Below are 23093 nucleotides of genomic sequence, written 5' to 3'. Positions count from 1 at the left end.
TGTAAGATGCAGTTATATTCATTTCAATTAAAAATGGAATTTTAAAAGATTTGCCAAATTTAATACGTGCAAAATAAACTAAAAATAATACAATGAAGACTTCAAATACACCCTATTGTTTTTTAATCGTGTTCTTGATAAGTGCAACCTCACTTTTCGCGCAACAAGACACCAGTAAATGGAGAGCACTATTGGCTATTGGCGTTAACAGTCCGTCGCAAAGCGGTTTTGTCGCAGATTTTGAAGGCAATTCAATAAATTTCCCAACTATTAATCTAGGGGTGCAAACGCTGTTTACCCCACAAATGGGTGCTAAACTAGATTTTGGTTACAACCGCTTTTCAAATGCCGATAAGAGTCCGGCGTTTAAAGTGAATTACACCCGGATAAACGCACAATTTGTGTACGATGCCTCACCGCATCTTCTGTTTCTACCAGTTAGAATGGCAGTTGTAGGCCATATCGGTCCCGGCTATTCAATAGTAAAGCCATTGGATGTTTATGGCGATAATAAAGTATCCTTTTTGAATGCGATGGCCGGTTTGGAGTGTCATTATAATCTAGACGAGACATTGGCGTTGTATTTAGATGGTAGCTATATTAAGGGTTTCGCAAAAGATTTCGATCCAGAAATGAGTGGCTATGGCTCGTTTAATGGTGATTTGTTAACAGTAACAGTTGGTGTGTCGATCGCATTAAGTGGGTGTAGAACGTGTAATTAAATGGTAGAAGAAAAAATTATTTTAGGTATCGATCCCGGAACTACTATTATGGGTTTCGGACTTATAAAGGTAGTAAATAAGAAAATGCAATTCCTTCAGCTTAACGAATTGGATTTAAAAAAATACGACGACCATTATTTAAAACTAAAGCTTATTTTTGATCGCACCATTGAGTTAATCGATACCCATCATCCCGATGAAATTGCTATCGAAGCACCTTTTTTTGGTAAAAACGTACAGAGTATGCTTAAGTTAGGTCGCGCTCAAGGGGTCGCTATGGCGGCTGGATTATCGCGAGAAGTGCCTATTACCGAGTATGCGCCTAAGAAAATAAAGATGGCGATTACCGGTAACGGAAACGCCAGTAAAGAGCAAGTGGCGAAAATGTTGCAAGGTATGTTAGGATTAAAAACGTTGCCTAAAAATCTAGATTCTATGGATGGTTTAGCCGCAGCCGTCTGTCATTTCTATAATTATGGTCGTGTGGAAATTGGTAAAAGTTATAGCGGTTGGAATGCTTTTGTAAAGCAAAACGAAAAGCGCGTAAAAAAGTAGTCTTAAGCCGATAAACCTCAGAAGTAACTAAAAGTAACAGTCCGTTTTGGTCTGTCATTAAAGCGTCACTAAAGAATTAATCTTCAGTTGAAGCACAACACACACACACACACACACTTATGTCGGGTATTTATATTCATATTCCTTTTTGCAAACAAGCCTGTCACTATTGCGATTTTCATTTTTCGACCTCACTGAAAAAAAAAGGTGAACTGGTGGCGGCTTTAATGCATGAAATCGCAATGCGAAAGACTGAAATGGTTTCGAAACCTGTGGAAACTATTTACTTTGGAGGTGGCACGCCGTCGTTATTAACTAATGCCGAAATAGAAGCGATTATTGCAGCCGTTTATAAAAACTATACCGTTGCGCCCAACCCTGAGATTACACTTGAAGCGAATCCTGACGATTTAACACCGGCACGGATTTTAGAACTAAAAGCGACGCCTATTAACCGTTTAAGTATTGGTATACAATCGTTTTTTGCCGCTGATTTAAAACTGATGAATCGCGCACACAACGCGCAAGAGGCAAGCGATTGTTTAACATTTGCAACACAACATTTCGATAATATTTCGTTGGATTTAATTTACGGAGTTCCGGGCGCAAGCAATGCACAATGGGAAGCCAATATCGATCAAGCTTTAGCTTTTGGTGTGAATCATATTTCGAGTTACGCCTTAACGGTCGAGCCGAAAACGGCTTTGGCGTCTTTTATAAAAAAAGGCGTTATCGAAAATGTAGATGATGAGATGGCACAACAGCAGTTTTTTATTTTAATCGATAAGCTGGAAGCCGCAGATTTTGAACACTATGAATTATCAAACTTTGGAAAGTCGGGCTATTTTAGTCGGAATAATTCTGCGTATTGGCAAGGTAAAACCTATTTAGGTATTGGGCCTTCGGCACATTCTTTTAATGGAGAGCAGCGCAGTTGGAATATAAAAAATAACACCAAATATATTCAGGCAATTACAGAAGACAGATTGCCGCAAGAGGTTGAAACACTAAGTACAACCGATAAATACAATGAGTACGTAATGACGGGACTCCGCACCATATGGGGTGTGTCGTTAGAGAGGATCAGAACAGATTTCGGTGCGACTTTTGAAACTTACCTTTTAAAACAGAGTGATAAGCATATAAAAGAACAATTATTGTATATTGAAAATGAGAAATTAAAAGTAACCAAAAAAGGTAAATTTTTAAGCGATGGCATCGCATCAGATTTATTTAAAATTAATATATAGTGAAGGCAACAATTCAAGTAAATAGTAAAAGGTATAAAGTTGATTTAAATAAACCTCTGGATATTTCTATGCCGCTGCGTGCTTCTAAAAGCAATGCGAATGCGTGGTATGTAGATGCTCCAGAAATAAAACCTGTGGTGGTGAACAAATGGGTAGCGAGTGTGAAAAAAGGGGCTTCTGTCAATTTTAATAACATTAATTTCAATCCCCACGCACACGGCACGCACACCGAATGTGTTGGCCATATTACCGAGAAAGTATATAGCATTAATAAGTGTTTAAAACGGTTCTTTTTTGTGGCAGAACTTATTACCGTAGCCCCCGAGTTACAGGGTAAAGATTATGTCATTGGGAAGCAACAAATTCAGTTTTTATTAAAACGAAAAGTGCCACAAGCTATAGTGATTCGTACTATGCCGAATACAATCGAAAAGAAATCGCGACAGTATTCTAATACCAATTGGGCATATCTTACGGAAGAAGCAGCCGAATATCTGAAGACAAAGAATATACAGCATTTATTAATCGATTTACCAAGCGTGGATAAAGAGAAAGATAATGGCGCATTATTAGCGCATAAAGCCTTTTGGGATTATAACGGGACATTGAGAAAAGAAGCCACTATTACCGAATTTATTTATGTACCCAATACCATTGCTGATGGCGCATATATTTTAAATCTGCAAATAGCCCCTTTTGAAAACGATGCATCGCCCAGTAAACCTGTTTTGTATAAGATAGAATAGGGGAGATTCGTAGTGTTTTACTGTTGGAAGACATTTAATTAACGACTTCCCTAATATACTATCCTGCCTAACATTCCATCTTTATGGAAAATAATAGGGGCGATTTTTGACACGAAAACTTGCGGTGCGTTGCTTGAAATTGAGTATAAAAAGGCGTTACTGGGTAGGCAAAACCAAGAACTCTAAGGTGGCGATAAAAGAGTTTTGGAGATATTATAACTTTGTCATTTAAAAGTATAATACCTTTGTTTGCTGCGTTCTTTACTGGCGTAAGGCTTAGGGTAAGAGAATACGTTAGGGAACATTTTAACAAAATGAAAGTTGCAGAATGTTTTGTTATTGCCGTCCACGATTACGAAAACGTGATTTATTTGGACGCTGGTATTGCTTACTTGTAAAACGGATTTTCGAAAGACAGTAATGGTAGGAGTGCGATGGTAGCATTAGGGTTATTTAATCAAAACATTTTAGAATGTCCTTTTGTAACTGCAAGATGTAATTATTAACGGACAGGAGAATGTGCTGCCTATAAATTATGAGGTATTAACTATTAGTGCCGATTTTACCGATTCAGCCGAATTACAAACTGTTGTTTGCGATGGACTATGCGGCGATATTACGTACTTAGCGTCGCAGTTTACCTTTAACTCTTACGCCTTGCCCTTAGGTGGTTGCGAAGCGGCAGTGAATTCAAGTTTTCAAAATGTTCATTTCTCAGTTTTTTTTGAAAATGATATTATCTCTCCCTTTTTGTATGCTATTACAGATAAAATTAACGGGAGTAAAACTTTAGTTGTAACGAATGCATCGGGAGATGAAACTATTTATGGGAGTGTGTTATTATCTAGACAAGCGTTTGCAACACCTTTAGTATCTACGTATCCAAACCCAGTTAAAGAGACTCTTTTCGTTACCACGAACCCAAATTCAGGTTATGTTACTATAGCTATATTAAATAATCTAGGGAAACACGTACTGTCTTTAAAAAGTTCTGAATTGAACCAGACAGTGATTAATGTTGAGTCGTAAACAAGTGGACTCTATTTTTTGCGCCTTACAAATGATAACGGAGACGTTGAAGTCAGCAAATTTTTAAAACTATAAATTCATTTTTTTTACTATCTCACATAATATAAAAGCAACTTCTATTTATGAATATCGAAGACATTAGACGTTATTGTCTAGAAAAACCTCAGGTTACGGAGCATTTTCCGTTTGATGCGTCGACTTTAGTCTTTAAAGTTGCGGGTAAAATGTTTCTGTTAACCAGTTTAGAGACTTGGGAAAAAGGCGCTCCTTTTTTAAATTTAAAATGTAATCCCGACTATGCCGAAACGCTAAGAGCAGACTACGAGAGTATAACGCCAGGCTACCATATGAGTAAAAAGCATTGGAATTCGGTATCCCTCAATAACAACGATTTGCAACCGCAATTTATATTTGAGCTTATCGATAATTCCTACGATTTAATACTAAGGGGTCTCACTAAAAAAGTGCGACACGAATTTGGCTTATAGCTTCTAGCTTAGAGGTGTAGCCATTCAATAAATATGCTTACTTTTACCCAATAATATACGACTATGAGTTTAGATAGAGAATTAAGTAAAAGAGCAGATAATAAGTGTGAATTATGTGGCAACACAGAGCATTTAGAAATCTATACGCTAGAACCAATAAAAGATAAAAGTTTAGAACATTCGTTAACGGTTTGTAAAACTTGTTTAACTCAAATTGAAGATCCGGAGCAAACCGAAGCGAACCATTGGAGATGTTTAAACGATAGTATGTGGAGTGAACACCAACCGGTGCAAGCGATGGCTTGGAGAATGTTGTCAAGATTACGAAAAGAAGGTTGGCCTCAAGATTTATTAGACATGATGTATCTTGAAGATGAGGTTTTAAAATTGGCACAAGCTACGGGTGAAGGCGAAGATGACGCTGATAAAATAATACACCGCGATGTTAATGGTGTGATTTTAGAAACAGGAGATTCTGTCGTTTTAATTAAAGATTTAAAAGTAAAAGGCTCAAGTATAGTTGCGAAACAAGGAACTGCGGTGAGACGTATTTCTTTAGATCATGAAAATGCCGAATATATTGAAGGAAAAGTAGACGGGCAACAAATTGTAATTATTACCCAATATGTTAAGAAACTCTAATGGAGTTGTAAATGTCCTTAAATTATAAAACGTCAGTTTGAAGTATTGTTCTTTAAACTGACGTTTATTAATAGAGGCCTCTTCTGTGGTTCTGTTTTTGAGTAGTTTAATTTTTGTCTTCAATCATCTCGCCATTTATAATCGTCATCGCTGTATTTGATAAATGTACCACAGATACCCCGTTATTAGTTTGCGACGACATATTAATATTACGTTGTGCTGTTACAATTTCTATTGCTTTTTCAGCAGTTATTGGGGCGCCGTTAAAGTAAAAAGAGGCGTTTTTATCGGCCATTTCTTTTATGTTTTCTTCTGGCGATTTTAGTTTTGGCATCTCAGGAAAATCCATTTTGTGGTCTCGCCACGTTTTTTTAAATTCACTCACTACCTTATCGTTTTTATATATTTTTGTTAAGTATTGACCTGGCACCACTTTATCGCCAGAAACACGACGAGAACCGTTTACTTCATCGCCTTTATCATCCACTTCTATTCCCCAGCGGTTGTAGTACTTTGTTTTGTTGTTAAGGGTTACGAAATAGTGCTCTTCTCCCTTAATCTTTAAAAAGCCTGTTTTATAATGCGCTGGTGGTGGCGGTGGCGAAATATTAGAAACCGCGCCTTTTTTTACTTTTGGAGGCATCGGTGGTGCAGGCGGTGGAAGAATAGAATGTTCTCCTTTTTTTACTTTTGGTGAAGGTGTGTGATTGGGATCATTTTTATCTACAATAGTGATGATTACGGGCGGAAACACTTTTTTACCAGCCCTGATATCGAAAATCTGTACCATTTTACCAATCATTGCCTCTTCTAGATATTCTTTTGCTACCTTATTTATTGTTCTTGATCTTTTTACTGTCTCTGTCGGTTTTCCGGAAAACTTTATTCTAAAACTCGTTATTTTGTCGTTTGTCGTTGTGCCGATAAGGATGTTTTTGATAGCCTTTTTTGAAAAATTAAAAAGGCATTCGTCACAAGCAATACCGTTTATGGTGATTAAAGTTTCTTGATTTGCATTTAAGCTTGTTGCCTTATTTTCTGCCTTACTATTGATTTGCGCAGTACTCGCCACGGGTAAAAGGCTTTCTTTTTTAATCGTTTTGGTACTGCTGAAGCTAAAGAGTAAACCGCCCAATAACGGCAGCATTAAAAGGCTTTTTAGCCATTTTGCGTGTTGTGGTGTTTGTGTTTTCATAACTGTAAATCGTTTTTTGATTAATGAATAGTTTATGGCATTTGCCAACGGGTTATAATGCGCACCTGATGAGAATGCGAGTAATAAGTTTTGATAAGTTAATGCGGGGACGCCGCGTTTTAAAACGCCTGCATCGGCTAGGAATTCGTGATTGAGTTTAATGGCTCTTTTAATACTGTACAACAACGGATTAAACCAAAAGAAGACTAAAAGCAACTCAATGCATAAAATATCGATAGTGTGTTTTTGTAGTGCGTGCGTTTCTTCGTGTAATTTTATTTCTTGAGGAATCCCGGTGTTTTCGAAAGTCGTTTTATTAAAGAAAATATAATTTAAAAAGGTGTGTGGGGTAACGGCATCTTCTACAAGCACATTGGTAATGTGTTTTGTTTTGTGTTTTGGGTTGTTGGCAATACGTTGTCTTATTTTAAACAAGTTGACACTAAACTTTAATCCGAATACCAAAACACCTACTCCGTAGAGTATCCAGAGAATATAGGGGATATAGTTTATAGATTCTATGGTGTTTTGCTCTTGAAATCCCACTGCATTTTTTAGCCCTGTAGTGGTGAGTGCAGGAACTATGGTCTCGACAGTTAGATATTCTGTAAAGGTTATAAAAGGAATAGCTATAGACAATACCAAAGCGCCTAATAAATAAAAGCGTTTAAAGGTGTGCATTGTTTCTTTTTCTAAAACCAATGTATAGAATACGATAAAAATGGCTAGACAGGCTGTAGATTTTAAAAGTAATAGTACCATAATATTTGACTATTTGTTTTGTATTTCGCTATCGATAATGGCGCGTAATTCTTGTAATTCTTGCTTTGATAGGTTTGTTTCTTTGGTAAAAAAAGAAGCAAATTGCGCACTGCTTTCGTTAAAAAAGTTTTTAATTAAGGTGTTTACCTGTTTCGAAAAATAATCTTTCTTTTTAACCAGTGGGTAATATTCTCTAGAATTCCCGAGGCGTTTATAATGTATAAATTTTTTGTCGGTCATTCGTTTTAAAAGGGTTGCTATTGTGGTGGTGGCAGGTTTTGGTTCTGGGTAGGCCTCTAGCAAATCTTTCATAAAGGCGGTGTCTAATCTCCAGAGATGGTTCATTAATTCTTCTTCGGTCTTGGTAAGTTGCATGATTCTACACGTTTAGAATGTTCTCTACAAATGTAGAACAAATAATACTATTCTACAAATGTAGAGTCTGTTTTTTAAGAATTAAACTGCGTTAGGGGTTGAGCGATCTGTTTGAGCTCTCCCGATTTTTTTTCGGGAAGCGAGTCGTGAAGACCCGACCCGATAGGGGAACGCCCAACTTATTATGAAGGATTTTAAACTAAAAGACATAAAAAAAGCCGCTTAAAAATTAAGCGGCTTAGTGTACTAATGTCTGTAATTACTTGTGTAATTCTGTAAAATGTTTAAAGAAAAACGGTATGGTTTCGATACCTTTTAAGTAGTTCCAAACCCCAAAATGTTCGTTTGGTGAGTGTATGGCATCGCTATCTAAACCGAAGCCCATTAAAATAGTTTTACTTTTTAACTCTTGTTCGAAAAGCGCAACAATTGGAATACTACCCCCGCTGCGTTGTGGAATTGGGGTTTTTCCGAATGTCGCCTCGTACGCTTTACTGGCTGCTTGGTAGCCCACGCTATCGATTGGCGTAACATAACCTTGCCCCCCGTGATGCGGCGTTACTTTTACTTTAACACCTTCTGGCGCTATGCTTTCGAAGTGTTTTTTAAACAATTCAGTAATGTTTTCCCAATCTTGGTTTGGTACTAAACGCATAGAGATTTTTGCATACGCTTTACTTGCGATAACTGTTTTCGCTCCTTCGCCAGTGTAACCTCCCCAAATACCGTTAACGTCTAGCGTTGGGCGAATAGAGTTACGCTCGTTGGTGGTGTAACCGGCTTCACCATAAACAGCGTCGATATCTAGTGCTTTTTTATAATTGTCTAAAGAAAACGGTGCTTTAGCCATTTGTGCGCGCTCGGCTTTAGAGAGCTCTTCGACATTATCGTAAAACCCAGGAATGGTAATATGATTGTTTTCGTCTTGTAACTGGGCAATCATTTTAGTTAATACATTTATTGGATTTGCTACGGCACCACCATAAAGACCAGAATGTAAATCTCTGTTTGGTCCGGTAACTTCAACTTCTACATAACTTAAGCCACGTAACCCAGTTGTAATAGACGGTACATCTTTAGCGATCATTCCGGTATCACTAATAAGGATAACATCGTTTTTAAGTTTTTCTTGGTTCGTTTTTACAAATTTAGCAAGGTTTACACTCCCCACCTCCTCTTCACCTTCTATCATAAACTTTACGTTACAAGGTAATTGGTTGGTACGCGTCATAAACTCCATCGCCTTAACGTGCATGTACATTTGTCCTTTATCGTCGCAAGCTCCACGAGCGAAAATAGCACCTTCGGGATGTATATCGGTTTTTTTAATAACCGGCTCGAATGGTGGGGACGTCCATAAGTCGATAGGATCTGGTGGTTGCACATCGTAATGACCGTACACTAAAACCGTTGGCAAATTTTTATCTATTATTTTTTCTCCGTAAATAATAGGGTAGCCTTCGGTTTCGCAAAGTTCTACGGTATCGCAACCTGCTTCTTTTAAGCTTTTTAAAACGCTATTTGCTGTGGTAATGACGTCTTTTTTATAAGCAGAATCGGCACTAATAGATGGCATTTTAAGTAATTCGATGAGTTCTGATAAGAATCTATCTTTATGCTCGGCCACATAAGATTTTATATTTTGCATACTATATTTTTTGGATTTACGTAAAAGTACAAAAAGAGATGCAATTTTATTATAAACTCTTGTTTGAATATTGAAACATTTGTTTATATTTGCACTCGCTTACCGAATAGGTAGGTTATCTTTTGCGGGCGTGGTGGAATTGGTAGACACGCTAGACTTAGGATCTAGTGCCGCGAGGTGTGGGAGTTCGAGTCTCCCCGCCCGCACAACAAAAGAATAAAGAGCTTTTCGTTTTTACGAGAAGCTTTTTTTGGTTTTATAATGTTTGTGATTTTGTTATTGTTAATTATGGAGTCTTCAAGTAGTACACCATATTCTTGGAGAGTAACGCCATTTGGGAGCATTCCTAACTGTTACGGATCAAGTGCAAAAGTTGTAGGATTTTAGGATTAAGCAAAAAGAGTAGTCCGTCTAAAAAGCAAAAGTTCTATATTTTTGACACTTCTAAAGTGGGCTCTAAACGCTTCTGTTTTTGCGTTGAAAGATTAGGTAGGTGGATTAGTGTTTTGTAAGTAAACAGTTGAAGATTGCCTTTACCGTTTCAGAACTAATTTTTTGCGATATAGAAGGGATTTAAAGCCTCGCGTTTCATTTTTTAATTGTCAATAAAAGTTAAAAAGAGCACGAAGTCATCTTTGTAGGCGTCTCTAATTTTAATGAAGGCAATTCGCATTTGGGATTCTACCGTTTTTACAGATAAATTAAGCGTTTCTGCAATCTCTTTGTATTTTAAGCCTTCCATTTTTAGCTTCAACACATCTTGACAGCGTTCGGGTAAGTCGTTGATAATAGACTGTAAACGCGTGTATTTATGTTCTAATTCTTGGGCTGTTGGTGAGTTGTTGTCCTGTAGTAATTTATATTTTAATTCTTCAAGAACCGTTGTTTCTTTGTTCTTTTTACGCAGCGACATTAAAAATTGATGGTACGCCATTTTGTACAAATAGCTCTTTAAAGAGGTGTGCACGTTTATTATATCGCGTTTGTTCCAGAAATCGACAAAAACAATTTGAACAATTTCTTCGGCCGTGTCTTTACTATTGGTAAAATTTATCGCATAAACGCATAACGGACGGTAGTGCTTGTCAAAAAGCTGCTTAAAAGCTAACGTATTACCTTTTCTAATTTGTGTTATTAGACTTTTATCGTCCATTAAAAGTGAATAAAATTGGTGCCGAAGTTAACAATATTAAAAAATAAAGTTAAATTTTTTAAGGGTAAATAACGAATACAGCATCATAGTTATAAATTAAGCAAAAAAATTGAAACATATAATTGTTAAATATATCAACGACTCTATCTCTCCAAAAGAATTAGAAGTATTGAAAATCTGGTTAGTAAAACCAAAAAATCAAAAAAAATTCAAGCAATTTTTATTGTTGAATAATGATTTGAATGCCACTCATATTACTATTGATGAGGTTAAAGCTTTTAAAAAGGTAAGTGCAAAGATAGATAAAACAACGTCTACGAAATCTAAAGGTCTCGTTAATGTATTGAAATACGCTGCCATTTTAATTGGGTTGTCTTTTCTTGGGTATTCGGTTTACGATTATACGGCGACGAGTACTATTACAAGTGTAAAAGTAGCACCAGAAATAACATTACAATTGGAAGATGGAACGGTTCAAGTTGTGAAGAATGATGTGGAAACGTTTATTTTAAATGCCTCCGGTAAAAAAGTGTCTGAACAAAAAGACAACCAATTGGTGTATACGAATACTGAGAACGCCGAAGAGCTTTTAAGTTATAATACCTTAATAGTACCGTATGGAAAAACATTTGGAATAACATTATCTGACGGTTCTAAAGTAACCTTAAATGCAGGGTCTGAGTTAACGTACCCCGTGCGTTTTATTAAGGGCGAAAAAAAGAGAACGGTATTTTTAGATGGTGAAGCTTTTTTTAAGGTAGCAAAAGATAAAATGCACCCGTTTATAGTAAACACTCAAGATATGGATGTTGAAGTATTAGGTACCGCGTTTAATGTAACGTCTTATAGTGAAGACCATAAAACCTACACTGTTTTAATGGAAGGTAAAGTGGCGGCACATAATAAATTAACAGGCAATAATTCTGTAATTTTAAGTCCTAACCAACGTGTGTATTTTAATAACAACAGGTTAGAGACCGAAACAATTAACACAGAAAAATATGTGGCTTGGGTAAAAGGAAAGCTTGTTTTTATAGATGATTCTTTTGGTGTGATTACAAATAAGTTAGAGCGTAAGTTTAACGTAACGATTCATAATAATTACGCTGCTTTAAATACTATTATCATTACTGCGACTTTTACTACCGAAACTATAGATCAGGTATTAAATACATTTCAGACGTACAAAGCATTTAATTATACGCTGAAAAACGGCGTAGTTACCATTACAAAACCTAATTAAAAAATTTAAAAAAAAGGAAGATGCGTCAACATCTTCCCCATAAATAACCAGTAATCAATCTCCATTGTTAACCAATTAAATCGATGTAAACTTATGAAAAAACAACGAATTAAAAATGTGATATCTTGCATTTTGAACCAATCCCACTTAAAGATGAAATTCACACTCCTCTTTTTGTTTTTAAGCCTAGCGCAAGTCAGTGCTTATAACAGTTACGGTCAAAATAATAAAGTGACCTTAAGCGAAAATCAAGTAACCTTATCTCAAGTGTTACAACAAATTGAAAATCAGACGGATTTTTTATTTTTTTACAACAGTAAGGAACTTGATAGTAACCAGAAAGTCTCTTTAAATGTCGATAACCTTCAGATCGTTGATGTTTTAAGTCAGTTTTTAAATGATTTAAATATTTCTTACCATATTCTGGGTAATCAAATTGTACTAAAAAAATCGGATCCAGAAACAGCGATCAACGTCTTAATAAAAAAGCAGCAACTAGAAGTTACCGGTACGATTATAGATGCTACGGGAATGCCAATGGTTGGTGTTACTGTTATTTTAGAAGGGACCAATAAAGGAACTATTAGTGATTTTTATGGTAAATATAAAGTAGCGATCGATGCACCAGGTCAAGTGTTAGTGTTTTCCTCATTAGGTTATAAAACGGAACGAGTTATAATAGGCGAAGATTTAACTATCGATCTTGAAATGGATGAAGATTTAAGTCAATTGGACGAAGTGGTCATTATTGGTTATGGTCAACAAAAAAAAGAAAATGTTACAGGAGCAGTCTCTACTATAGATACCAAACAAGTGGTGCAAGCTGCAACAGGGTCGGTAGGATTCGATCGCGCTCTTGGAGGATTAGTAAAGGGAGTTCAGGTGTCTCAATCTTCTGGACGTCCGGGATCGCCAGTAAACTTAAATATTAGAGGGATTACATCTCCGTTGTCTTCCGGGTCAAACCAACCTTTAATTGTAATCGATGGTTTTCCTTTTAATTCAGATAATACAAATTTAGGAGCAGCGAATCCATTATTAACGTTAAACCCTAACGATATTAAAAGTTTTAATGTTTTAAAAGATGTGGCAGCAACCTCTATCTATGGGTCTCGTGGAGCCAATGGTGTTATTATTATTGAAACTAATAAAGGAAAACGTAACCAAGATGCCAAAGTTAACTTATCGTATTCTACAACATTAGCGCAGCCTATTAATACGGTTGATGTGTTGAATGCTAAAGAATACCGTCAATTTTACGATACTTTAATAAGTAACACCGTTAGCGCTATGAACGCAGGGCAAATGGATCCTTTCTTTGCTTTCGATTTAGCAAACATAGGAAATGTAGATATCGATTTTAATACGTTTCAAGTGAGTTACGACGGCTTAAGAGATGATTATTTTGGAGCGGCCGATACGGATTGGAGTAATGAGGTGTTTAGAAGTTTAGCTATTACAAAGCAAGCTAACATAGGCGTTTCTGGAGGTAGTGATAAAAGCAACTATTCTTTAAGCTTAGCCTTTATAGACCAAGAAGGATTGACACGACAAGACGGTATTAAGCAATACACTTTTGCGTCGTCTCTTGATACAGATGTAAACACTTATATAAAAATTGGAGGGGCACTAAATTTCAGTCACTCTAACACGAAATCTGGGGAAGAAGATGTTTTTGGACAATACACTGTAAATAGTTCTATCGCTAGAGCACGGCCAGATTTGCCTGTTTATGACGATAATGGGGAGTTGTTAGGTCAAGCGGATTTTGCTAATGGTTTTCAAACTTACGAACCAAATCCATTAATGCGTTTGCAAAACAAAACGAATAATAAAGGGTATAACTTTATTGGGAATACATACCTTGAAGTTGAGCCTATAAAGGATTTGAAAATAAAAGCAGATATTAATGCTGCTATTTTTTATGCAGATAACAGCTCTTTTATTCCCAAAGTGGCGCAAACAGATTTTGTAATCTTTCCCAATCAATCGTTATTAAGTGAGACGCAAACCTTGAGTTCTAATTTAACAACAAACTTAACGGCAGATTATGCGTTTAATTTTTCAGATCACCATTTTACGGTTTTAGCAGGTGCTGCATGGGAGCGTCGTAATTCAGACTATTCCAGTATGTTTTATGTAGGTTTCCCGGACGACGATTTTTTAATTAACGGAAGTTCGGCAGAGTCTATTGGCGCTTACACCGATTACCGTGTAGAAACAGGATTGAATTCCTTATTATCTCGTGTAACGTACCGATACAGTAACTTATATAATGCAACTATTAACTGGAGGAGAGATGCCTCGTCTAAATTTGGACCTCAAAATAAATCAGCTAATTTCCCATCATTATCTTTAGGATGGAATATGATGAACGAGAACTTCCTGATGGATGTTGAAGCTATTAATACTCTTAAATTAAGATTAAGTGCTGGTCGTGTTGGGTCTACAAACTTACCAGATTATGCTTACGAATTATTTTTAGAGTCCAATTCAGACGATATTTATAATGGTAATTCTGCGGTAGTACCCAGCGACGATTTTCCAAATAAAGGGGTCGCTTGGGAAGAAACATCAGAGTATAATGTAGGTTTAGATTACGAATTCTTTAACTCACGTTTACGTGGAGGAATAGATGTGTATAACCGTAAAACGGAAGGCGCTTTAGTTAACACTCCAATTCCTTACGAATTAGGAGGCTTACGCTACACGTCGAATTTTATAGATATCGAAAATAAAGGGGTTGAGGTTAGTTTAGGTGGCGATATTGTTAGAAACGATAACTTTACGTGGTCTGCTAATGTTAATTGGAGTTTAAACAGAAACAAATTAGTAAAATTACAAGGTTCAAATATTAATCAATTTTTATTAGATTATTTTATAGAAGGAGAACCCGTAGGAACCATTAAAGGTTATAAAGTGGTTAAAATTTTCCAATCGCAAGATGAGGTTGATGCACTTAATGCGGCATCACCAGAAGGATTATATGATCAGATGTCTACCTCTGCCGGAGATTATATGTATGAAGATTTAAATGGTGATGGCGAGATATCAATAGAAGATAGAACAGTTATTGGTACTATTCAACCCGACTTTTTCGGAGGGATTTCGAATACGTTCACCTACAAAAATTTCAGTATGACTGCGTTAATGCAGTATTCAGTAGGCGGAGAAAGAACTTGGGATAACATCCCTTTTGGATCCTTAAATCTTTTAGGGGAGAATAAATATAGCGAATACGGTTTAAATACGTGGACCCCAGATAATCCAGAGGCACGATACGCAAGAGCGCTTTATTTCGATCCCTCTCAAAGTAGTAGAACCTCAGATAAGTACTTATACGACACCTCTTATTTAAGATTAAAAAGTGTGCAATTACGTTACGCTTTCGATAAAACAGTCTTAAACAAATTAGGTTTCGATCACGCGAGTATTGTGCTTTCTGCAACGAACTTATTTACTTGGACAAAGTGGCCAGGCATGGATCCAGAAACATTCTCAGAGCGTTCGGATATAGCGAGTCAGACTAATAGTGAAGATCCTTATCCGTTATCAAAATCATTCTCTTTAGGTGTACAACTTCAATTTTAAAAAACAAAACAAAGATGAAAACATATATTAGAATATTTAAAAGCTTAGTGTGTTTATCACTATTTGTTGTGGTATCCAGTTGTAGTATAGATGACGTTAAACCCCTCAATAAATTAACTCCAGATAACACTATTAGAGACGCGACTTCTGCACAACAAGTTTTAAACGGCGTGTATGATTTAGGTCGTGAATTTAATGTAAACTCTTTTCCTTTATACTTAGCGGCCTACGGCAATGAGGGAAGAATAAGTGGAACCTTAAGCGGAGGCACAGGTTTTAATACCAACGAAGTACCGGTAAGCAACCCGTTTTTAGCGAACCTGTATAATGGACATTATAAAATAATTAGCCTAAGTAACTTTTTAATTGAAGGCTTAGAAGCTGGAGATGCTATTGGTATTTCAGAAACACGCAAAGCAGAGATGTTGTCCGAAGCTAAGTTTCAACGTGCTTTTGCTTACTTTAATTTACTGCGTTATTTTGGTGAGTTTTACGATGTAAATTCTGTTTATGGCGTTGTGGTTAGAACAGAATTTGCAACAGATATTGAAGCTAATCCTAGAAACACGGTGCAAGAGGTATATACCTTAATTGTATCAGATTTAGAATTTGCAGTCACTAATGGCCCTACATTTATCGATCATTTCTACGCCGGTACTTTAGCATCAAAAGCGTTATTATCTAAGGTGGAATTATATAGGGGTAATTACGATACGGCAGCAACCTTAGCATTCGAAGTTATTAATAACTCAGAAGACTATATGTTAGAACCACAATACTCAGAAATTTTTAATAAGAGATTTCTTAGCGACGAGGTTCTTTTTGCACCATTTGCGGGACCAGGTGCAGAAGGGGGAAGCAATATGGCACTAATTAAAAACACGACCTATAGCGAAACCTTAAAGGCTACTGCCGATGCGCAAGTAGGAACAGCAACAGATGGCGATTTAGCAGGAGCAGGGGGGAACTTCGATCCGAGATTTAGTTTTGCTTATTCTGATGACACACACGGTGATAACGATCAGGCAAAATACCCTTTTGTAGCTAATGCAGCTTCAGAAAACAACACGATATATCATTTGCGTTTAGGCGAGATTTACTTAGTACACGCAGAGGCGGAAGCGAGACGTGTTGGTGGCGATTTAACTGCGGCCTTAGCAAGTGTAAACGAGATTAGAAATCGTGTTACTATTACCCCTAAAACATTTGTAGATCAAAACACATTGTTAGAAGACATAAGACAAGAGAAACTATTGGAGCTTTTTTATGAAAACGGAGAGCCTTTATTCGATGTTATCCGTTACGATAGATTAGGAAATCTTGACGCGACAACTGTAAAACCCTCTTTAGTTACCAATCGTTTTATCTTACCAATTCCATCGCAAGTTATTATAGGTAATAACACCGTTATTCAAAATCAAGGATATTAATTCCAAATTAAAATTTAAAAAAAAGTTCAATATGAGAAATTTAATACTAATTGCACTAGTTAGCCTTATGGTATCGTGCAATAAAGAAGTGCCTAAAAAGGACTACGCGGTTTTATATGGTACAGTAGAAAACCCTAACGATAGCATAAACTTGCGCTTGTTTAATCCGGTAAGCTCTAAGTCGGTTATTATAGACGTTGACGAAAACGGAAACTTTAGAGATACTTTAAAGCTAGAAAACCCCGTTAATTATAACACGGTTTACGATAAAGTTTTTGAAGTGTATTTGCAAAATGATATGGATCTTAATATGAGTTTCGATGCGTCTAACATTCAAGAAACCTTAACCTTTAAGGGTAAAGGTGCCGAAGAAAATAACTTTATAAAATTTAAAACGGGACATTTAAGTTCATTGTTTGGTAAAGATTATAAGGAATATCTGGGTGCCGAAGAAACCGATTTTAACGTGCGTACAGACGCTTTTATGACTACGTTTTATGCGACATTAGATAACAAAGAAGCGCTTTTAGATTCCACTTTTGTAGCAGACGAGAAAAAGAAAATCGAAGAGTTTAAAACGGGTATGGTTGCCCAGCACGAACAACAATTAGAAATTAATTCTAAGTTAGGTAAAGGATTGCCTTCCCCAGAATTTACCGATTACGTAAATTATAAAGGCGGGACCTCTTCGCTTTCAGATTTTAAAGGAAGTTATGTTTATATAGATGTTTGGGCCACTTGGTGTGTGCCTTGTATCTACGAGATGCCCTATTTAGCTAAAGTTGAAGAGGCGTTTAAAGATAAAAACATTACGTTCTTAAGTATCTCGGTCGACAATCAGAAAGATAAAGCAAAATGGAGAAAAATGATTGAAACCAAAGCATTAGATGGCGTTCAATTATTAGCAGATAATGCTACGGAATCTAAGTTTATGACGGATTATTACATTTTTGGTATTCCACGTTTCATTTTATTAGATAAAGAAGGAAACATTGTTAGTTATGATGCTCCTAGACCTTCAGAAGAGGGTTTAAAAGATCTATTTAATTCTTTAGATATATAGTTGTTTGAATTAGTTGAAGAACACACTTAAGACTCTTTTGTATTTAAAAAAAAAGCCAGAACCTATCGTTGTTCTGGCTTTTTTATGCGTTTTGCTGTTAAACGCAAACCTATTCATCCCAATTATGACGTGATTCTATAGTATATCAGCAACAGTTTTACATTAACATTTGGACGTGTTTTGTGGTTGCAACTCTTAAAATTATCACAAAAGCAAAATAAGTATAAGGGTAAGACTTAAAAATAGCATCATACCACTAAGTAATAACAAAACCATAACTCAAAAAAATATGCGGCATTTTACCACTTTATTTCTATTCTTATTTTGTTTCCAATTGTTTGCTCAAAATGCACAACAAGATCCATTATTACCAGTTAACACCAAAATTAAAAAAGGAGTGTTAGATAATGGTTTAACCTATTATATCTATGATACGGACGTCACTAAAAATGCGGCCAGTTATTATATTATTCAGAATGTAGGATCTGTTTTAGAAAACGATAACCAACAAGGTTTAGCGCATTTTTTAGAACATATGGCGTTTAATGGAACAGAGAATTTTGAAGGCAAAGCTGTTTTAAATACGCTTCAAAAAGAAGGGGCCGTTTTTGGTCAAGACATCAACGCGTTTACGGCTTTTGACGAAACGGTTTATAATATGAATAATATCCCAACGCGTCCAGAATTAATAGATACGTGTTTACTTGTTTTACACGATTGGTGTAATGCGTTGGCGTTAACTGATGAAGAAATTGATGCTGAGCGCGGTGTTATTAAAGAAGAATGGCGTACACGCCAGTCGGGAAGTATGCGTATTTTTCAGCAGAGCTTACCAGTGTTATTCAACAATACAAAATATGCAGAACGTATGCCTATTGGCTTAATGGATACGGTGGAAAATTTCGAATATAAAACCCTTCGCGATTTTTACCACGATTGGTATAGAACAGATTTACAAGCGATCGCTGTAATAGGAGATGTTGATGTTAAGGTAATTGAAGCTAAAATAAAAGCATTGTTTTCGGAGATACCAGCTATTAAAAAGCCTAAAAAGCGTGAGGTTATAACGATTCCTGATAATGACGAACTCCTTTACATCTTAGCTAAGGATAAGGAAGTTACAACGGCACGCATAGAGTTTGGTATTAGACATCCAAAAGTAAAAGCGTACAATACGACTAGTGATTTAAAAAGTTTCCTACTAGAGAATATGATTACGACGATGTTTAGAGATCGTATTAAAGAAGTGTCTCAAGATCCTAAATCTCCTTTCGTAAATGCAAGTATTACGTATGCTAAAAATTCACGTACAACAAATGCATTAACCTTAAGTATTTCTCCAAAAGCGAATGAGCAACAAGAAGCGTTTAAGGCGGTGGTTACAGAAATTAATAGAGCGGTAAAGTTTGGATTCACGCAAGCGGAAATGGATCGTACCATTGTTCAGATAGAAAACTACTACACGACATTAATCAGTCGTGAGAACGATAAATCGCACGAAGCGATTGTTTATGGTATACAGCAGAATTATTTAGAGAATATCGAAATGATTGATATCGCGAAACAATTCCCTATTATGGAAAATATTTTTGCGAATTTGACTACAGAAGATATTCATACTAAAATGAAAACATTATACACTGAAAACAATAGATTTATTATTGTAACAGGTGTTGAAGGTGACAACAATTTAACGAAACAACAAACGTTAGATATTTTAAGTAGCGTAGAGAAAGATAATACGTTAACGGCGTATTCGGATACGTTTTCAGGAAAGACCTTAATTTCTGATGCCGAAATAAAACCAGGATCTATTATTTCTGAAATAAGAAACGATGCTATAGACGCGACAACTTTTAAGTTAAGTAACGGTATAACGGTACACTATAAATTTGCCGATAAAAATAAAAACGACGTTAAATTAGAAGCTATTAGCTACGGTGGATTGTCATTAATAAAAGACGCGCATTTGGCCTCTGCTAAATATGCAAATACAGTAGTGCAACAATCAGGGTTAGGAGACTATTCGGCAACCGATTTAGATAAAGTGCTTACCGGTAAAACCGCCTCTACAGGAATCGAGATTTTAGATTTATCAGAATCTATTTACGGTTCTGCAATCACAAAAGATGTGGAAACTCTATTACAAATGGTATATTTGCGTTTTGTAAATCCGCGTTTCGATGAAAATGCTTACAAAGTGTTTAAAGGACAGCTAGAGAATTATGTTGTAAGACGTAGTGAAGATTTAAATTCTAAAATGCAAGACCGTTTAATTGTTGCACTTTATGGCGAAAATAATCCTAAAAAACGATTGATAAATGCTAGCTTTGTAGCGGATTTAAATTTTGATGAAATAAAAAATATTTATCTAGAGCGTTACAAAAATGCTTCAGATTTTGAGTTCTTTATTGTTGGAGATGTTTCTAAAGCGGCTTTAAAACCGTTATTAGAAAACTATGTTGCAAGTATTCCTACTTCAGCAGTACAAGAAAAATGGATTGATAATACAGCTGAATGGAAATCGAACACCATTAAGCAGGAAGTGTTATTAGAAATGGAAGATCCAAAAAGTTCGGTTAAAATTGCGTTTAAGAATAATTTTAAACACTCTTTAAAAAATGAATTGCTAGCAAAAACGTTAGTTGGGATTTTAAATTTAAGATACAATGCCACTTTAAGAGAAACGGAAGGTGGAACGTATGGCGTTAGTTTATATGCTAACGTGTCTAAACGTCCAAAAGAAGAGATCTTAATCGCGATACAATTTGATTGTAACCCGGATAAAGTAGAAACTCTGGTAGCTATCGTTTATGAAGAATTAAATAAAATTGCCAACGGTGTTATTACGCAGTCGGATTTAGATAAAACGGTAACGAATTATTTAAAAGAAAAGCAACAGCAAGAAAACTATAATAGTCACGATATGCGATTGTTATTAAATTATTTCAGAGAAGGTTACAATATGGATAATCCGAAAAACTTTGAAAATATAGCAAACAAAATAACGGCAAAAGAGGTGACGGAATTCACGAAAAGAGCACTTAAAAATGCAAAATCTTATGAAATCATCTTTAGTCCAGAAAATTAATAATAACCGCATCTTTATGTCGCATTACCAAATTGCTTATTAAGGTAATGTTGTATAGTAAAGATGTTTATAGCGCTGAAAATAACAGCATTTTAAAACAAAAGAAAATGAAGCACTTTATTTTAATTTTAGCATTAGCCATCGGCTTCAATGCCTTCTCACAAATTTACGATCCCGTAAAATGGAACACTTCTGTTGAGAAGATTTCTGATACCGAGTACTTTTTGGTGGCCAATGCAACTATAGAGAGCGGTTGGCATTTGTATTCTCAAAACGTCCCTGAAGATGGACCAATACCAACAACATTTACATTCGATACAGAAGATTCTTTTGAATTAATAAATAAAGTATTAGAAGAAGAAGGCGTTACTATAGACGATCCTGTTTTTAATATGCGTATTAAATTCTTTGCGAATAAAGCGTCTTTTAGACAGCGCATAAAAATACTAAACAAAGAACTTTCTCTTGTTAAAGGAGAAGTCGAGTTTATGGTTTGCGACGATACACGTTGTTTACCGCCTGAATATTTAGATTTAGAATTTGATCTTACTAACGCAACTGCGGTAACTGAGAGTTTTCTAAAAGCAGAAACGTTAACGCCAGCAGTAAAGAGTAAAGCGCTAAAAGATACAACAGCGAAAACGGAGTCAAACGATGGGAAAATTAAAGGGTTATTTGGTATTTTCTTTATCGCGTTTCTATCAGGATTTGCGGCATTGTTAACCCCGTGTGTGTTCCCAATGATTCCTATGACAGTGAGTTTCTTTACGAAACAGAGTAAAAACAAAGCAAAAGGAATTAAAAATGCAATTATATACGGACTGTGTATTATCGTTATTTATTTAGTATTAGGAACGGCAGTAACGGCTATTTTTGGTGCGGAGTCTTTAAATGCATTGGCAACCAATGTGTGGTTTAATGTTATTTTCTTCATCCTATTAATAGTATTTGCATTATCATTCTTGGGCGCATTCGAAATTATGTTACCTAACAAATGGGCGAATAAAGTTGATGCTCAGGCGAGCCGTGGTGGTTTAATTGGTATTTTCTTTATGGCTTTAGCATTAGCAATTGTATCCTTCTCTTGTACAGGACCCATTGTCGGGACTTTATTAGTCGAGGCGGCTTCAAAAGGAGGTATAGCACCTATTATTGGGATGTTTGGTTTTTCATTAGCTATAGCATTACCCTTTGCTTTATTTGCAGCGTTCCCAGGATGGTTAAATTCACTACCAAAATCTGGTGGTTGGTTAAATACAGTAAAAGTGGTACTTGGATTTTTAGAGTTAGCATTAGCTTTTAAATTTTTATCTCAAGCCGATTTAGTGTTACAACTTCATATTTTAGAGCGTGAAGTCTTTATTGCGATTTGGATCGCTGTATTTGGTACGTTAGCCTTATATCTTTTTGGTAAAATTAAATTACCTCACGATTCACCTTTAACACACATATCAGTAGGACGTTTAAGCTTAGGTTTAATTGTTTTAACCTTTACCATTTATATGATTCCTGGATTATGGGGTGCGCCATTAAAAATTATTAGTGCGTTTCCACCACCATTAGATTATGCTGAGTCTCCTTACGGTGTAGGGAATTCTAAAACTGGTGGCGGTGCGGCAGCGGTATTACAAGAGTTACCAGAAGGCGGCCATTTATTAGCACCACATCAAATTTTAGCATTTAACGATTACGATAAGGGTGTTGCTTATGCTAAGAAAGTAAACAAGCCAATTATGCTAGATTTTACAGGATGGGCTTGTGTAAACTGTCGTAAGATGGAACAAAACGTTTGGGTAGACGATAGAGTGCTCAACGTATTAAAAAACGAGATAGTACTCATTTCATTGTACGTTGATGATAAACGTAAACTGGAAGAAGATGAAATTGTGGAATCGCAATTAAAACCGGGAAAACAATTAAAGTACATCGGACAAAAATGGAGCGAATTCCAAACGATTAAGTTTAAAACAAATACGCAACCTTTCTATGCTATCATAGATCACGAGGGCGAAACTGTTAATGAGCCTGTAGGGTTTATGTTCGATGCCGATGAGTATTACGCTTGGTTGCAAGACGGAGTCAGTAAGTTTTAAATCAAATTACAAGACTA

The 23093-nt window shown here is 36.0% G+C and carries 17 protein-coding genes and 1 tRNA gene; 14 read left to right on the top strand and 4 right to left on the bottom strand.

What is annotated here, in order from left to right:
• The first annotated feature begins 92 nt into the window (after positions 1 to 92).
• From ES676_RS02920 to ES676_RS02890, 7 genes are all read left to right on the top strand, one after another.
• Complete coding sequence (locus tag ES676_RS02920; RefSeq protein ID WP_148368533.1) at positions 93 to 722, top strand: cell envelope biogenesis protein OmpA; 630 nt, start codon at positions 93 to 95, stop codon at positions 720 to 722.
• The gene (gene ruvC, locus ES676_RS02915) at positions 723 to 1277 is read left to right on the top strand and encodes a crossover junction endodeoxyribonuclease RuvC (protein ID WP_148368532.1); all 555 of its coding nucleotides are present in this window, start codon (positions 723 to 725) and stop codon (positions 1275 to 1277) included. It abuts the gene before it with no gap.
• Positions 1278 to 1396: 119 nt separating this feature from the next.
• Positions 1397 to 2527 carry a radical SAM family heme chaperone HemW gene (gene hemW, locus ES676_RS02910; protein ID WP_148368531.1) on the top strand — a complete coding sequence of 377 codons (1131 nt, stop codon included), beginning with the start codon at positions 1397 to 1399 and terminating at the stop codon, positions 2525 to 2527.
• Entirely contained in the window at positions 2527 to 3273 is a 747-nt protein-coding gene (locus tag ES676_RS02905) for a cyclase family protein (protein WP_211357878.1), read from the top strand. Before hemW ends, ES676_RS02905 begins: the two co-directional genes overlap by 1 nt.
• Positions 3274 to 3792: 519 nt before the next feature.
• Positions 3793 to 4302: a T9SS type A sorting domain-containing protein gene (locus ES676_RS02900; protein ID WP_148368530.1), complete on the top strand. Its 510-nt coding sequence runs from the start codon at positions 3793 to 3795 to the stop codon at positions 4300 to 4302.
• 122 nt (positions 4303 to 4424) lie between these two features.
• Positions 4425 to 4790, top strand: a complete 366-nt coding sequence (locus tag ES676_RS02895; RefSeq protein ID WP_148368529.1) for an MmcQ/YjbR family DNA-binding protein — start codon at positions 4425 to 4427, stop codon at positions 4788 to 4790.
• Between the two features lie 63 nt (positions 4791 to 4853).
• Positions 4854 to 5432 (top strand): PhnA domain-containing protein, encoded by a 579-nt coding sequence (locus ES676_RS02890; RefSeq protein WP_148368528.1) that lies wholly within the window; start codon positions 4854 to 4856, stop codon positions 5430 to 5432.
• 106 nt (positions 5433 to 5538) lie between these two features.
• Here ES676_RS02890 and ES676_RS02885 read toward each other — a convergent pair whose 3' ends face one another.
• From ES676_RS02885 to ES676_RS02875, 3 genes are all read right to left on the bottom strand, one after another.
• Positions 5539 to 7389 carry a M56 family metallopeptidase gene (locus ES676_RS02885; protein WP_148368527.1) on the bottom strand — a complete coding sequence of 617 codons (1851 nt, stop codon included), beginning with the start codon at positions 7387 to 7389 and terminating at the stop codon, positions 5539 to 5541.
• Positions 7390 to 7398: 9 nt separating this feature from the next.
• Positions 7399 to 7764, bottom strand: coding sequence for a BlaI/MecI/CopY family transcriptional regulator (locus ES676_RS02880; RefSeq protein WP_211357877.1), 366 nt, complete (start codon positions 7762 to 7764; stop codon positions 7399 to 7401).
• Between the two features lie 259 nt (positions 7765 to 8023).
• Positions 8024 to 9412 (bottom strand): dipeptidase, encoded by a 1389-nt coding sequence (locus tag ES676_RS02875; protein ID WP_148368525.1) that lies wholly within the window; start codon positions 9410 to 9412, stop codon positions 8024 to 8026.
• Between the two features lie 124 nt (positions 9413 to 9536).
• Between ES676_RS02875 and ES676_RS02870 the strand changes: the two genes are divergently transcribed.
• A tRNA-Leu gene (locus tag ES676_RS02870) sits at positions 9537 to 9618 on the top strand.
• 389 nt (positions 9619 to 10007) lie between these two features.
• Here the strand turns inward: ES676_RS02870 and ES676_RS02865 are convergent.
• Positions 10008 to 10565 carry an RNA polymerase sigma factor gene (locus tag ES676_RS02865; RefSeq protein ID WP_148368524.1) on the bottom strand — a complete coding sequence of 186 codons (558 nt, stop codon included), beginning with the start codon at positions 10563 to 10565 and terminating at the stop codon, positions 10008 to 10010.
• Positions 10566 to 10674: 109 nt separating this feature from the next.
• Here ES676_RS02865 and ES676_RS02860 point away from each other — a divergent pair, with 109 nt between their 5' ends.
• From ES676_RS02860 to ES676_RS02835, 6 genes are all read left to right on the top strand, one after another.
• Entirely contained in the window at positions 10675 to 11808 is a 1134-nt protein-coding gene (locus ES676_RS02860) for a FecR family protein (RefSeq protein ID WP_148368523.1), read from the top strand.
• Positions 11809 to 11961: 153 nt separating this feature from the next.
• Entirely contained in the window at positions 11962 to 15399 is a 3438-nt protein-coding gene (locus ES676_RS02855; protein ID WP_246130284.1) for a TonB-dependent receptor, read from the top strand.
• A 14-nt stretch (positions 15400 to 15413) separates the two neighbouring features.
• Positions 15414 to 16829: a RagB/SusD family nutrient uptake outer membrane protein gene (locus ES676_RS02850; protein WP_148368521.1), complete on the top strand. Its 1416-nt coding sequence runs from the start codon at positions 15414 to 15416 to the stop codon at positions 16827 to 16829.
• Between the two features lie 31 nt (positions 16830 to 16860).
• Positions 16861 to 17892, top strand: a complete 1032-nt coding sequence (locus ES676_RS02845; RefSeq protein ID WP_148368520.1) for a TlpA family protein disulfide reductase — start codon at positions 16861 to 16863, stop codon at positions 17890 to 17892.
• 289 nt (positions 17893 to 18181) lie between these two features.
• Positions 18182 to 20983: a M16 family metallopeptidase gene (locus ES676_RS02840; RefSeq protein WP_148368519.1), complete on the top strand. Its 2802-nt coding sequence runs from the start codon at positions 18182 to 18184 to the stop codon at positions 20981 to 20983.
• A gap of 107 nt (positions 20984 to 21090) precedes the next feature.
• Positions 21091 to 23076: a protein-disulfide reductase DsbD family protein gene (locus ES676_RS02835; protein WP_148368518.1), complete on the top strand. Its 1986-nt coding sequence runs from the start codon at positions 21091 to 21093 to the stop codon at positions 23074 to 23076.
• Positions 23077 to 23093: the final 17 nt, after the last annotated feature.

Source organism: Bizionia saleffrena (assembly GCF_008086175.1).
Classification (GTDB): Bacteria; Bacteroidota; Bacteroidia; order Flavobacteriales; family Flavobacteriaceae; genus Bizionia; species Bizionia saleffrena.
Note: the sequence above shows the minus strand (reverse complement) of the source record. Positions and strands in the feature narration are given on the sequence as shown.